The sequence below is a fragment of the Sphingobacterium sp. LRF_L2 genome (assembly GCF_965644235.1).
Taxonomy (GTDB): Bacteria; Bacteroidota; Bacteroidia; order Sphingobacteriales; family Sphingobacteriaceae; genus Sphingobacterium.
Map to the genome: position 1 here is coordinate 37,149 of NZ_CBFFRI010000013.1, position 13,446 is coordinate 50,594.

The 13,446-nt window shown below is 39.1% G+C and carries 13 protein-coding genes and 3 tRNA genes; 8 read left to right on the forward strand and 8 right to left on the reverse strand.

Annotated features, from left to right (window positions below; translation table 11 throughout):
- The first annotated feature begins 27 nt into the window (after positions 1-27).
- Positions 28-1,827: an excinuclease ABC subunit UvrC gene (gene uvrC / locus ACSZOX_RS21385; protein WP_437922253.1), complete on the forward strand. Its 1,800-nt coding sequence runs from the start codon at positions 28-30 to the stop codon at positions 1,825-1,827.
- Here the strand turns inward: uvrC and era are convergent.
- The gene (gene era, locus ACSZOX_RS21390) at positions 1,824-2,702 is read right to left on the reverse strand and encodes a GTPase Era (RefSeq protein ID WP_437922254.1); all 879 of its coding nucleotides are present in this window, start codon (positions 2,700-2,702) and stop codon (positions 1,824-1,826) included. The two genes, uvrC and era, sit on opposite strands and share 4 nt — an antisense overlap.
- A gap of 117 nt (positions 2,703-2,819) precedes the next feature.
- On the opposite strand from era, the gene ACSZOX_RS21395 reads away from it, so the two are divergent.
- The 6 genes from ACSZOX_RS21395 (at position 2,820) to ACSZOX_RS21420 (ending at position 7,119) form a co-directional block, all read left to right on the forward strand.
- Positions 2,820-2,892: transfer RNA gene (locus tag ACSZOX_RS21395), tRNA-Met, on the forward strand.
- Positions 2,893-2,940: 48 nt separating this feature from the next.
- A tRNA-Met gene (locus tag ACSZOX_RS21400) sits at positions 2,941-3,013 on the forward strand.
- A gap of 48 nt (positions 3,014-3,061) precedes the next feature.
- Positions 3,062-3,134: transfer RNA gene (locus ACSZOX_RS21405), tRNA-Met, on the forward strand.
- A 290-nt stretch (positions 3,135-3,424) separates the two neighbouring features.
- Complete coding sequence (gene der / locus ACSZOX_RS21410; protein WP_437922255.1) at positions 3,425-4,729, forward strand: ribosome biogenesis GTPase Der; 1,305 nt, start codon at positions 3,425-3,427, stop codon at positions 4,727-4,729.
- Positions 4,730-4,749: 20 nt separating this feature from the next.
- The gene (cysS, locus tag ACSZOX_RS21415) at positions 4,750-6,228 is read left to right on the forward strand and encodes a cysteine--tRNA ligase (protein ID WP_437922256.1); all 1,479 of its coding nucleotides are present in this window, start codon (positions 4,750-4,752) and stop codon (positions 6,226-6,228) included.
- Between the two features lie 24 nt (positions 6,229-6,252).
- Entirely contained in the window at positions 6,253-7,119 is an 867-nt protein-coding gene (locus ACSZOX_RS21420) for a DUF4440 domain-containing protein (RefSeq protein ID WP_437922257.1), read from the forward strand.
- Between the two features lie 140 nt (positions 7,120-7,259).
- Here ACSZOX_RS21420 and ACSZOX_RS21425 read toward each other — a convergent pair whose 3' ends face one another.
- Entirely contained in the window at positions 7,260-8,627 is a 1,368-nt protein-coding gene (locus ACSZOX_RS21425; RefSeq protein WP_437922258.1) for a foldase protein PrsA, read from the reverse strand.
- A gap of 235 nt (positions 8,628-8,862) precedes the next feature.
- Here ACSZOX_RS21425 and ACSZOX_RS21430 point away from each other — a divergent pair, with 235 nt between their 5' ends.
- Positions 8,863-9,954: a lactonase family protein gene (locus ACSZOX_RS21430; protein ID WP_437922259.1), complete on the forward strand. Its 1,092-nt coding sequence runs from the start codon at positions 8,863-8,865 to the stop codon at positions 9,952-9,954.
- Positions 9,955-9,958: 4 nt separating this feature from the next.
- On the opposite strand, the gene mnhG is transcribed toward ACSZOX_RS21430, so the two are convergent.
- Genes mnhG through ACSZOX_RS21460 form a run of 6 tightly spaced genes read right to left on the reverse strand, consistent with a single transcriptional unit; the run spans position 9,959 to position 13,411 of the window.
- Positions 9,959-10,390, reverse strand: a complete 432-nt coding sequence (gene mnhG, locus ACSZOX_RS21435; protein WP_437922260.1) for a monovalent cation/H(+) antiporter subunit G — start codon at positions 10,388-10,390, stop codon at positions 9,959-9,961.
- Positions 10,383-10,655, reverse strand: a complete 273-nt coding sequence (locus ACSZOX_RS21440; RefSeq protein WP_437922261.1) for a monovalent cation/H+ antiporter complex subunit F — start codon at positions 10,653-10,655, stop codon at positions 10,383-10,385. Before ACSZOX_RS21440 ends, mnhG begins: the two co-directional genes overlap by 8 nt.
- Positions 10,655-11,131, reverse strand: coding sequence for a Na+/H+ antiporter subunit E (locus tag ACSZOX_RS21445; RefSeq protein WP_437922262.1), 477 nt, complete (start codon positions 11,129-11,131; stop codon positions 10,655-10,657). The genes ACSZOX_RS21440 and ACSZOX_RS21445 overlap by 1 nt, the downstream gene beginning before the upstream one ends.
- Positions 11,132-11,134: 3 nt before the next feature.
- Positions 11,135-12,646 (reverse strand): proton-conducting transporter transmembrane domain-containing protein, encoded by a 1,512-nt coding sequence (locus ACSZOX_RS21450; RefSeq protein ID WP_437922263.1) that lies wholly within the window; start codon positions 12,644-12,646, stop codon positions 11,135-11,137.
- Complete coding sequence (locus tag ACSZOX_RS21455; protein ID WP_437922264.1) at positions 12,643-12,999, reverse strand: Na+/H+ antiporter subunit C; 357 nt, start codon at positions 12,997-12,999, stop codon at positions 12,643-12,645. Before ACSZOX_RS21455 ends, ACSZOX_RS21450 begins: the two co-directional genes overlap by 4 nt.
- 1 nt (position 13,000) lies before the next feature.
- The gene (locus ACSZOX_RS21460; RefSeq protein ID WP_437922265.1) at positions 13,001-13,411 is read right to left on the reverse strand and encodes a Na+/H+ antiporter subunit B; all 411 of its coding nucleotides are present in this window, start codon (positions 13,409-13,411) and stop codon (positions 13,001-13,003) included.
- Positions 13,412-13,446 lie beyond the last annotated feature (35 nt).

A 13,446-nucleotide genomic window follows, 5' to 3' on the forward strand; every position in this document is an offset into this window, starting at 1 on the left:
ATTTACTGCTCGACGTTTTTAAGGAATATGGGATCATTTGATTACAGAGAGGAGCTAAAGAGGATACCACATAAGCCAGGTGTTTATCAGTATTTTGATAAAGATAATGAGCTGATTTATGTCGGTAAAGCAAAGGATTTGCGTAATCGAGTAGGGTCGTATTTTGTGCAAGACAGTCAGTTGAATAGTAAGACTAAAGTTCTTGTTCGGAAAATACAGCGAATTGCTTTTACGATAGTTGATACAGAGATTGACGCTTGGTTGCTGGAAAACAACCTGATCAAAAGACACAAACCACGCTATAACGTATTATTAAAGGATGATAAGACGTATCCTTGGATTGTAATAAAGAATGAACATTTTCCACGGATTTTTTGGACTCGAAAATATATTAAAGACGGTTCTCGTTATTATGGGCCTTATGCTTCAGTTAGTATGATGCATATTATTTTAGATATGATACGGGAATTATTTCCATTACGTACTTGTAATCTAAACTTAGCACCAGAGAATATTGCCAAAGGAAAGTATAAGGTTTGTTTGGAATACCAGATTGGAAATTGTAAAGGGCCTTGTGAAGGCTACCAATTGGAAGACGATTATAGCCAGAATCTGTCGGATATAAAAGATATTCTTAATGGTAAAATATCGGTCGTGACTAGTCGTTTGAAAAATCAGATGACAGAAGCTGTGACGGCTTTAAATTTCGAAGGGGCACACAAACTGAAGGGGAAGCTTGATAAATTGTCTAACTACCAGAGTAAGTCGACAGTTGTTAGTTCATCGATAACGAATATTGATGTGTTTAGTATCGCTTCCGATGATAGTTATGCGTTTGTAAATTACCTAAAGGTTGTTCATGGTGTTGTTATTCAAACCCAGACTTTGGAGATGAAACGACGCCTTGATGAATCAGAAGAGGAGCTCCTCGCATTGGCTATTCCTGAAATACGCAGTAGGTTTAAAAGTACTTCTCGGGAAATTATTGTTCCCTTTGATATACATATTGAAGACAGTGAGACGATTAAGTTTACAATACCCAAATTGGGCGATAAACGCAATCTGTTGGATTTGTCGCTTAAAAATGTTGCCTACTTCAAAAAAGAAAGGATGCTACAATATGAGCGATTGAATCCTGAGGTGAAAACAGAACGTGTTTTGAACCAAATGCAGAAGGACTTAAGGATGAACGTTTTGCCAAGACATATCGAGTGTTTTGATAACTCGAACATACAAGGTAATTATCCGGTCTCAGCTATTGTTGTTTTTAAAGATGCAAAGCCTTCGAAGAAAGACTACAGGCATTTTAACGTGAAAACTGTTGTAGGGCCAAATGATTTTGCGACGATGGAAGAAGCTGTATTTCGAAGATACAGACGTTTGCTAGACGAAGACCAGGAATTGCCACAGTTGATTATTATCGATGGAGGAAAAGGACAGTTGGGGGCCGCATTAAAAAGTTTAAGGCTTTTAGGAATAGAAAAGAAAGTAACGGTTATCGGAATTGCAAAACGGCTGGAAGAGCTTTATTATCCTGGAGATCAATACCCTCTTTATTTGGATAAAAAATCAGAAACATTAAAGATCATCCAGCACCTGCGGGATGAAGCCCATCGATTTGGTATAACGTTTCACCGAAATCAACGAAGTAGGAAAACCTTTGTCTCCGAATTGGAGAATATTCCCGGGATAGGGAAAACATCTGTAGAGAAGCTCCTAAAAGTCTTTAAGTCTGCAAAAAAAGTGAAAGAAGCTTCTGATGAAGATTTAGGTAAAGTGCTTAACCTGAAACAGGTTAAAGCACTTCGTATTTATTTTGAGAACTAATCGTCGTATCCGAATTTCTTTAAATAATTTTTCTTCGTACGCCAATCAGGAATTATTTTTACGAAAAGTTCTAAGAATACCTTTCCGTCGATAAATTCTTCTATGTCTTGACGGGCATAAGTACCTACCTTTTTGATCATTGCCCCCGCTTTACCAATGATAATGTTTTTCTGAGAATCTCGTTCAACAATTATTTCAGCAGCAATACGGGTGATGTTTGCCTCTTCTTTGTAGGAGGTGATAACAACTTCGGTGCTATAAGGAATTTCTTTGTCATAAAGTTTGAAGATCTTCTCTCTAATCATTTCTGATACAAAAAACCGCATGTTTTTGTCTGTCAATTCATCTTTTTCGTAGTAAGGTGCATGAACAGGAAGTTTTTCCTTTATGTACTCCATGATGCCAGAAACGCCATGCGCGTGCAAGGCTGATATCGCAAAGATTGCATCAGGATTCAGCTTTTCTTTCCAAAACTCAATTTTTTGTTTGACTTCCTCTTCCGACGATTTATCAATCTTATTGATAAGTACGGCAACTGGAGAAGATGTTTTACGCAATTTTTCTATGACATCGTTTTCGTCATATTTTTCGTGAATATCGGTAACAAACAAGATAACGTCGGCATCAATAAGCGATCCTTGTACAAAATTCATCATAGATTCTTGTAGGGAATAGTTCGGTTTTATGACTCCGGGGGTGTCCGAAAAGACGATTTGATGATTTTCATCATTTACTATTCCAATAATTCGGTGTCGGGTTGTTTGCGCTTTTGGTGTGATAATAGACATCTTTTCGCCTACTAATGAGTTCATTAGTGTTGACTTACCTGCGTTTGGCTTCCCTATGATACTTACGAATCCTGCTTTATGCGACATTTTATCTTGTTTTTTATTTGGAATACAAAGAAACAAATAATATCTTTGTGCTCCAATTAAACGGAATGTTATCTTGCGTTTTGGATGTAGAAACGCAATTCTAATATAAAAATACATTGCGGGGTGGAGCAGTTGGTAGCTCGTCGGGCTCATAACCCGAAGGTCATCAGTTCGAGTCTGGTCCCCGCTACTAAAAGAGTTAAGCGCGATGCTTAACTCGAAAATATTGAAAGTATATTGCGGGGTGGAGCAGTTGGTAGCTCGTCGGGCTCATAACCCGAAGGTCATCAGTTCGAGTCTGGTCCCCGCTACTACGAAGAGCTAAGTATTTACTTAGCTCAAAAACATTGAAAATACATTGCGGGGTGGAGCAGTTGGTAGCTCGTCGGGCTCATAACCCGAAGGTCATCAGTTCGAGTCTGGTCCCCGCTACTACGAAAGCCCTTAGGAAACTTTGGGCTTTTTTTGTATTCGTTATTTCCGCAATGAAACTCTCTTCCTTTTACTTGGCCGAGAAGCTTTGTCCGTCTATGTTTACCGTCTATTTTGCTTGCTGAAATTTATATTGGCTATCCTTTCTGTTGTGTCGGATAAAAGATGACGAAAGGATGTAACGCATTTTTGTCAATGGCGTTAAATAATCACTTAATTTATTGTAACTTTGTGGGCTTGAATAAAACGTAAGTTGCCGTGAGGTAACGTCATTAATACCGAATAAAGTTATGGCAAATATAGTTGCAATTGTAGGACGCCCGAATGTGGGCAAATCTACGTTATTTAATCGTTTAACAGAAAGTAGAAAGGCTATTGTCGATGACTTTAGTGGCGTTACGCGCGATCGTCATTACGAAACTGCGGAGTGGATCGGGAAAAAGTTTACTGTTATAGATACCGGAGGTTTTGTGCACGGATCGGATGATATTTTCGAAGAAGCTATTCGCGACCAAGTGCATATTGCTATTGAAGAAGCTTCGGTTATTTTATTTATGGTCGACGTAACAACAGGGATTACCGACTTAGATGATGAAATAGCAGACCTCTTACGTCGTAGTTCGAAACCGGTATTTGTTGTCGCTAATAAAGTTGACCATGCTAAACTTCATCATGAATCGGCGGAGTTTTATGCCTTTGGATTAGGTGAAATTTTTAATATTTCTTCCGCTACTGGATCCGGTACTGGCGAGCTTTTAGATGCGGTTGTATCCCACTTTCCTCAACAAGAGGAGGAAGAAGAGAATACACTTCCAAAGATTACAATCGTAGGTCGTCCAAATGTTGGAAAATCTTCGTTAACGAATGCTTTGCTTGGCGTAGATCGGAATATCGTGACGGATATTGCTGGGACTACACGTGACTCCATTCGGATTCATTATAATCAATTTGGACACGAATTTTTATTAATTGATACGGCAGGTCTTCGCCGAAAAAATAAGGTGAATGAAGATATCGAGTTTTATTCGGTTATGCGTACGATCAAAGCCTTAGAAGATTCAGATGTGGTTATCTTGATGTTGGATGCGAACGATGGAATTGAAGCACAGGATATCAATATTTTTCATTTAGCAGAAAAGAATAAAAAAGGGATAGTTTTGGTCATTAACAAATGGGATACAGTAGAGAAGGATCACAAAACTGCAAAGGAATTTGAATCTAGAATCAAAGAGAAAATTGCCCCTTTTACTGATGTGCCCATTATTTTTACATCGGTTACAGAAAAGCAACGTATTTTTAAGGTGGTAGAAACTGCCATGGAAGTCTACGAAAATAAAACAAAGAAGATTTCTACATCTAAACTTAACGAAGTGATGCTGGATCTTATTGAGAGGTATCCACCACCAGCGACCAAGGGAAAATATATTAAAATCAAATACATTACCCAGTTGCCTGGACGTTCACCTATGTTTGCGTTTTTCTGTAATCTACCTCAGTATATAAAAGATCCTTACAAACGATTTTTAGAAAATAAACTGCGTGATAACTTTGAGTTTAAAGGAGTTCCTATTCAAATCTTTTTTAGACAAAAATAAGGCAGCTATTATTAATTTTTATGGAAAACAATCTTGCCCTTTATAATACGTTAACCCGAAAAAAGGAAAAATTTGAACCATTGAATGCTCCATTTGTAGGGCTTTATGTATGTGGTCCAACGGTTTATAGCGATGTGCATCTCGGTAATTGTAGAACCTTTGTTTCCTTTGACCTCATCTTTCGTTACTTATTGCATTTAGGGTATAAGGTTCGTTATGTTCGAAACATTACGGATGCTGGACACTTGGAGGGAGATCGGGATGAAGGCGATGATAAATTTGCGAAGAAAGCAAAATTGGAGCAGTTGGAGCCGATGGAAATTGTACAAAAATACACGTTGGGTTTCCATGAAGTTTTGCGACTGTTTAATACATTACCACCGAGTATAGAACCCACCGCTACAGGTCATATATCTGAACAGATAGAAATGGTAAAGCAGATCATAGCGAATGGTTATGGTTATGAAAGAAATGGTACGGTTTATTTTGATGTGGAAAAGTATGTTAAGGAACATGATTATACCACGTTAACTAATAGAAAGCTCGAAGATTTACTGAATAACACACGTGAACTTGGTGGTCAAGATGAGAAACGTGGCCGCCTCGATTTTGCATTGTGGATAAAGGCAAAGCCTGAACATATCATGCGTTGGCCAGCACCATGGAGCGTTGGTTTTCCAGGTTGGCATATAGAATGTTCGGCGATGAGCAGCAAATATCTAGGTGCTCAATTTGATATTCATGGAGGCGGTATGGATCTTGCAGCAACGCATCATACGAATGAAATAGCACAATCGCAAGCGTGTAATCATGTACAGCCGGCTAAATACTGGATGCATACGAATATGCTTACGGTGAATGGTGCAAGAATGTCTAAGTCTGCGGGCAACGGCTTTTTGCCACACGAATTGTTTACAGGACAACATCCATTGCTTCAAAGAGGCTATTCGCCTATGGCTGTTCGTTTTTTTATGATGCAAGCACATTATCGCAGCACGCTTGATTTCTCAAATGATGCGCTAGACGCTGCTGATAAGGGGTATAAGAGATTGATGAACGCGATTGCTTTGTTGGATAAGATAAAGCCAGTAGCAACAAGTTCAACAACAGAATTCGATTTAGATGCACTTACAAATCGTTGTTATGCAGCTATGGATGATGATTTTAACAGCCCGGTACTTATTGCAGAATTATTTGAAGTTGTTCGATTTATTAATGCAGCTTACGACGGTAAAGCCAGTGTACAAGTAGCGGATATTGAGCGATTAAAATCGTTTATGCAGACTTTTGTTGAAGATATATTAGGCTTAAAGGATGATGTGCTTGGTAACGGAGGAACAGATAGTCTTGACGAATTGATGCAAATTATTATTGCTGTACGGAATGAAGCCAAGTCAAACAAGGACTTTACTACATCGGATCGCATTCGGGAAGAACTTCAAGCTGTTGGTATTCAATTAAAAGATAGCAAAGACGGAACACTTTGGAATAAGATTTGATTGTAAGACAACAAAATTGTTTAAATGAAGTTCAAAAAAATCCATTTTTTATTGGTGGGGTTTCTATTATCAGCAGCGGATGGTGCCTACGCACAGCTGCCTGCTAAAGTAGGAAGTTTAATAACGGCTGATCGAACTGCTGCGAATATTTCAAAGGCAACCAGCCCGCATCAAGCGCTTATGTCTATTGTGGATAAGGAATCGACGTTGTACGTGCCTTCGCCTGTAAATGCGATAAACTATCTTAATAATCGACCTAATATCCCAGACGTTCTTTCTTGGCAACCAAATTTTGCCCTGGTTTCTAAAAGCTTGGACTGGGGAGTAACCTCTGGTCCAATGGAATTTCAAAAAGTGGGTGCCGTAAAACGTGCGGGCCAATATTTGATTGTGTGGAGGAGAGATAAGAAGGGGAATTGGAAGGTTCACCTTCGTGCCGAGGTAGAAAATTTTGGTAAGGGACCAAAGTCTGACTTGGTTTATTATGAGCCCGATGATTCTTGGTTTCTTAAGCATCGGTCGAAAGTTCGGCTTCAACAACGAGAGGAAGTCGTGACGCAGAGTGATGAATTGTTCTCCACGATTTTAAAGGCAAATAATGAAGCTGCTTTTAGTGAGTTTCTGGCAGATGACGTACGATACTATTACCCATGGGAATCAGAAATTGAAGGAAAAAAGAATGTACTTGCATTCTTAAAAAAGAAACGTATTGAAATTACGACTGACCCCGAAGGTGTTGGTCGAGCGTACAGTGGAGAATATGCGTATACTTCTGGAACGGCGACTGTCCGGTCAAAAGAAAAGGTGGTTAAATTCAATTATATTCGGATTTGGCAACTAAAGGACGACTATCAGTGGCGTGTATTGATCGAGATGATGTTCGAAAGATAGCAGAATACGGAAAATAGGCTGTTTAATTTATCCCAGAGATTATCGATTGTAGAATTGTGAAAGTATGAGTAGTAAATAAACCGTATTATATATAAAGAAAAGAGGCTGCAAAATTTGCAGCCTCTTTTCTTTATACTAGTTTAGTTATTCGCTAGTGTTTCTTTAGTTATCCAGAGCTTTAGTTCATCACATTTTAAGAACTCAGGATTGATATCTATAAATGTATTTTCTTTTCGTTGTTCAAACCATTCAGAAAGCTTTCTATTTACTTTATCTTGTTTTGCAGCTTCTTGAATCTTCGCGAAATCCTGCTGTAAGTTTGCTTCGTGAGGTGCGATACGGGATTTCAAATACATGAACTTATAAATTTGATTTCCTGTGCGGTCTTTTGAAAGGAAAGATTTTGAGTATTCTCCAACCTGTAGAGGGTCTATTGCTACGAATGTTTCTCTGTCTAGTTGGTCCACAGGGATTAATCCGGTACGGTCTTCTTCATTCATAATCATTCCTCCAGTGTATTTGGTTTCGTTGTTGTCCGAGTATACTGAAGCTGCATTATGAAAACTCATTTTCCGCTGAATAACTTTGTCGTAAATACTATCGATCTTTGCTTTAGCTCGCTCTAAGCTTGAGCTTGTTGGTTTTGTTTTGATAAGAACGTGCCTTACATTTACCTCTTCTCCTCGACGTTGGAGTACTTGTAAAAAGTGAAAACCATATTGTGTTTCAAAGACAGGAGATACATCTCCTTCTTTAAGTTTAAAAGCCATAGCGGAAAATTCTTTTACGTAGCTGTCACGTGTTGCAAATCCTAACTCACCGCCATAAGGGGCTGATCCGTCTTCAGAATATAAACGTGCTACTGTACCAAAATCAGAACCATTAACGACTTGTTGGCGATAACCTTCTGCCTTTTGCTTAAATTGTTCTTTTTCTTCTTTAGTCAACACAGGGTTGATCACAATTTCTCCTATTTCTACTTCGGTGTTGAATTTCGGTAGACTATCTTGATTTAAACCTTCGAAATAACGTTTTACTTCCTGGGGAGTAACATTGATGGCGGAGACAATATTTCCTTGCATCTTTTGCGCTTTTAGCTGCTCAGAAATATTTGGACGCATTTCTTCTTTGTATTGAAGAAGTGAACGATTTAGAAACTCTTCTAGACGTTCCTTTCCTCCAGCTTGTCGCACCATAACTTGCATTCTTCGGTTGAGGTTATCATCTACTTCTGATTCAGAAACCTCAATAGAATCTATCATGGCTTGCTGGGACAACAATTTCTGTGTAACGAGTTGTTGCAATACATAACATTTCATATCCTCATTAGGCTTTTCACCTTGCGCTAGGTATTGCGCATACTGCATTTCAATATCGGACTGTAGAATGATACTGGATCCTACCGTCGCTACGACGCGGTCTATCAGTTTGTTTTGGGCAATAGTCTGTTGGATTGAACATATCACCAGGGCTATCGCACCGAATAAATTAATGTATTTCTTCATCATAGAATGTCTACCTTTACCTGTTGCAAAATTATCAGAAATAATGGGATTTTTAGGGCTATATCGCTGATAATTTTACCGTAATTCTTTCTCTCTTAAATATCGTATATCTTTGCGCGCTAAATTATTAAAAATGTTGAAATTAAATTTTTCTTTAACCATATTTAACAGCCACTTTGTTATAACTATTGCGATAATATTTTTTAATTTCGGTGGTTACATTCTAGTTTAGCATACGATGAGAACATTATCTATTTTTCTGTGTACATTTTGGACCGTTTTTACGAGCGCACAAGAGGTCCCTTTATTTATTGGTACTTATACAAGCAATGGTAGTCAGGGGATTTATTTCTACAGATTCAATCCAAAAAATGGGGAGGCTACATTGGATGCAAGCACAGCAACCATTGATCCTTCTTTTCTCGCGAGATCTAACGATGGAAACACGCTATATGCTGTCAATGAAACAGGTGATAGTACAGCTTCGTTATCTTCTTTTACTTTTGATGGCGATGCACTTTCCTTTCTAAATTCGCTTACTACGGAGGGTAGCTATCCTTGTCATGTTTCTATTGGCAAACGTTTTCCTATTGCGGTGGTTTCCAACTACGGTGGGGGATCTTTGTCGGTATATGAGCTTGATAGTAAGGGAGGTCTCTCGAATAAGGTTCAGCATATTCAGCAGAATGGGACAGGTCCAGACAAAGAGCGTCAAGAAGCATCGCATGTACATTCCGCGTTTTTTAGTCCTGACGGAAAACGCATTTATGTACAAAATTTGGGAACGGATAAGATTACCATTTATGGGATAGAGAAAAACAAAAATGGGCATAAGCTTGTTGAAGAACAGGCTATTGTAACTCCTGCAGGAGGAGGGCCAAGGCATATTGTTTTAGATCCTAAGGAAAAAAATTTATACGTCTTGTTGGAAATGACAGCCGAGATAGCCCATTATAAAAAGAATGGTAAAGACTGGAAATTACAGGAAACAATTTCTATAAATGACGATACGTTTGCGGGAAAGAATGGTGCTGCTGAAATTAAGTTTTCGCCTGATCAAAAGTTCATATACGCGAGTAATCGAGGTGATGCAAATAGCATTAGTTTATTTCGTGTAAATGCTTCCGGCAAATTGGATCGGCTACATGTTTATCCAACGAAGGGCGAAGGACCTCGTAATTTTAATATTGCCCCTGGAGGTCGCTACCTGCTTGTTGCTAACCAATCAACGGATAATATTACAGTGTTCGAGAGAGACGTTATGACAGGTGAATTAAAAGATGCCGGCAAGGAGATTGTCGTGCCAACTCCAGTGTGTGTGACATTCTAAGAAATTAGCTGTTTCCCTCGTACTCCTGATCGTTGGAAGGTAGTGAATCGGAATGAAAAGAGGGCTTAGACCCTTTGTTCTTATCCTCGCCTTCCAGCTCATGTGTCTCCTTATTATACATGCCGGCAAGCTCGTCGACTATCGTACCCTTCCACAGTGGGGTGCCTGTGAAATAGGATGCTCTTCCAATCATGTGTGCCGCAATGGGTGCCGTGATCAATAAGAAGAAAATAATAGCAATAGCCTTGGTCGTTACAGATACGTCCGGAAACATGATGGCAGCGCAAATCAATAGTAGTCCAACGCCCAAAGTAGAGGCTTTTACCGTTACGGATAAACGTAAGTAAAAATCGGGCATACGTAGAATGCCTATGGAGGCAAATAGAATGGATAATGCACCTATGGTGCTTAGTGCACCTAAAATAATATTAATCATCTTTTTGTTTTTCTATGTAGTAAGCAAAGGCAATTGTTCCCAGAAATGCGATGAGGGCGAGAATGATCGCAACATCTAAGAAGATTTGCTGATTGGAACGAATGCTGTATACTGTGATAATACCAATCCCAATTGTGATTATAAGATCGAGTGAAATAACTCGATCCACTACCGTGGGGCCTTTAAAAAGACGTATAAACACAAGCATAACCGATATGGCTAAGATTGGGAGTATAACAAAGTCGAAGTACGTTTCTAAAGTCATTAGCGTAGAATTGCAAGGAGCCTTCTTTCTAGCCCCATTTTAGTTTGTTTTACAAATTTTTCTGGATCGGACAGGTACATTACATGAATATACATGGTTTTTTTGTCTTCACTGATATCAAGTATTAAGGTGCCCGGTGTTAGCGAAAGCATTGTCGTTAATAGATTAATCTCAAAATCTGTAGATGCTTGAAGCGGATACTTCACGATGCCCGGTTTAAAAAAATATTTTGGCGTGACGACATCGAAGGCAACTTGCACATTCGCTTTCACGACTTCGAAAATGAAATATAAAATAAAGGAAATAATCTTTGGTACACGATAGAAATACCGTTGATCAATTTCATTTCTGTTCATTATCCACAAAACGAAAAAGCCGAGCATAAATCCAAATAGGAAATTGGTATAATACATGGATCCTGTTAAAGCCACCCAGATGCCCGAAAGGAGTAAATTCATCAAAAAATACTTAATCATGTTCTAGTTCATTTTGTTGCCCAAGACTGCGTCGATGTAAGGCTTGTTGTTCATTAATTGCGATGATATTGTATCGGTAACTTTGACGATGACTTCTGCATTCAAGCCGATAAATAATGTTGCACCAGCCAATAGCGCAATAGGCAAAAACATTAACAGTTTTCTATAAGGTGGCATAGGCATAAAGCGATCTTCTATTGCATAGTCTGCCGGTGAATTTTTCCAAAAAACCTGTGCCCACATATTGGCGATAACATATAGTGTTACAAAACTTCCTAAGATAAGTGCAGCGATGAAGACGTAATGCTTTTGGTTGAAGGCTTCCTGAAAAAGAAACAATTTTGGCCAAAATCCCGAAAGAGGGGGGATCCCTACTAGCGAGAAAAGTACAAAAGCAATACCCAAGGATATCTTTGGATAGTCCCGGTATAGTCCACCTAGTTTTTCCATATCTAGCGTACCTCTTAATTGTCTAATAAGCCCCGCAATTAAGAACATGTTTGTTTTTACCATAATATCGTGTATGAGATAGAATACAACCCCCATTAAAGCAATTTTGCTAAACATGGCGATTCCTCCAACCATAAATCCGATGTGGCAAACAATGAGATAAGAAAAAAGACGTCGTACATTGGTTTTTATCAATGCACCAAATGCCCCTGTTATAATTGTTAGGGTAGCAATGACTAAAAGCAGGGACCGCGTGAATTCATCTGGAATAAAGATCAGGCTGAACACACGGAGCATAGCATAGATTCCGACCTTCGTTAGTAAACCACCAAATGTTGCAGCAACAGCCGACGGCGGTGTGTGATAAGACGACGGGAGCCAGTAATACAATGGGAAAACGGCAGATTTGATGCCGAAGCCTAAGATAAAGAAACAGGAGGTTATGCCCACTAGTGTTTTGTTCTGTACAGATTGAATTTTTAAGGCGAGGTCTGCGAGGTTAAGAGAGCCCGTTATACCATATAGAATCCCGATACCTGTTAGAAAAAACATGGATGCCAGAATGTTCATGGCCATATATTTGACAGCACCTTCTAGTTGGGCCTTCCGTCCTCCCAGGGTCATAAGAACAAAGGAAGAGATTATAATAACTTCAAAATAAACATATAAATTAAATATATCGCCAGTTAAGAACGCTCCATTTAACCCCATGATAAGGAAATGAAAGATGGGGAAATAACCATAGAGCATACGTGGGCGGCTTAAACTTACGGAGGAAAAAATAGAGACTGCCAAAGCAGCAATGGAGGTGAGTAGCACAAGTGTAACACTAAGCATATCTGCTACGAATACTATACCAAATGGAGCGTCCCAATTTGCGGCATTTAACGTGAGAATGCCATTTTCATGTACCCGCTGAAAGAGCCTGATGGCAACCAACAGTCCCACTAAACTTCCTCCTGCGCTGAGAAACCTTTGTGTTACCGTTTTTCTCCAAAACATCAATTGAATGATGGCGGTAAACAAATGAATAAAAATCGGTGCTAAAATATGGTTGTCTATCATAAATCTTCTTCTTCTGGCGTATTTAAGTCGTCCAAATCATCGGAATCAACCAGAGCATATACACGTTTTAATAATACAATGGCAAATGATGTCAGGGCAAAGCTGATTACAATTGCTGTTAGGATGAGTGCTTGAGGAATCGGGTCTGCGTATATATCCTGGAATACTTTGTGGGCCTCATCAATAACGGGAGGGCTTCCTTTTGTAATCTTTCCAAGTACAAATATCAGGATGTTTGTACCGTTGCCAAGTAACATTATCCCCAATAATAATTTTACCATACTTCGGCGTAAGATGAGGTATACACCTGCAGCATACAATAATCCTAAGATGAGTATAAGTAGTAATTCCATATTATTCGTCTAAAGCTATTGTAAACAAAATTGTTAAAACGACACCTATGACGACCAAGTAGACACCGAGATCAAAAAACAGCGCTGATCCAATCATGCCGATGACAGGGATAGGCTCGTCAAACCATAATCCGGTCATGGGAGGAAGGCCTGATAGCAAGGGTACGACGACACTTAACGTTGAAATACCTAGTCCGATAGGAATTAAGGAGAGTGGCTTATAGCCTAAGATCTTCATCGTGCTGGCCGTTCCATTTGCAAAACTATGTAACACAAAAGCAATCGATGCTACGAGCCCCCCTACGAAACCTCCTCCTGGATAATAATGTCCCCGCAAGAGGAGAAAGAAGGAAAACAGAAGCAAAATAGGAAGAAGATATCGTGTTGCTGTTTGTAATATGGCACTTTTCATGCGGTTTTTATTTTTAATTTTCAATATAAATTATA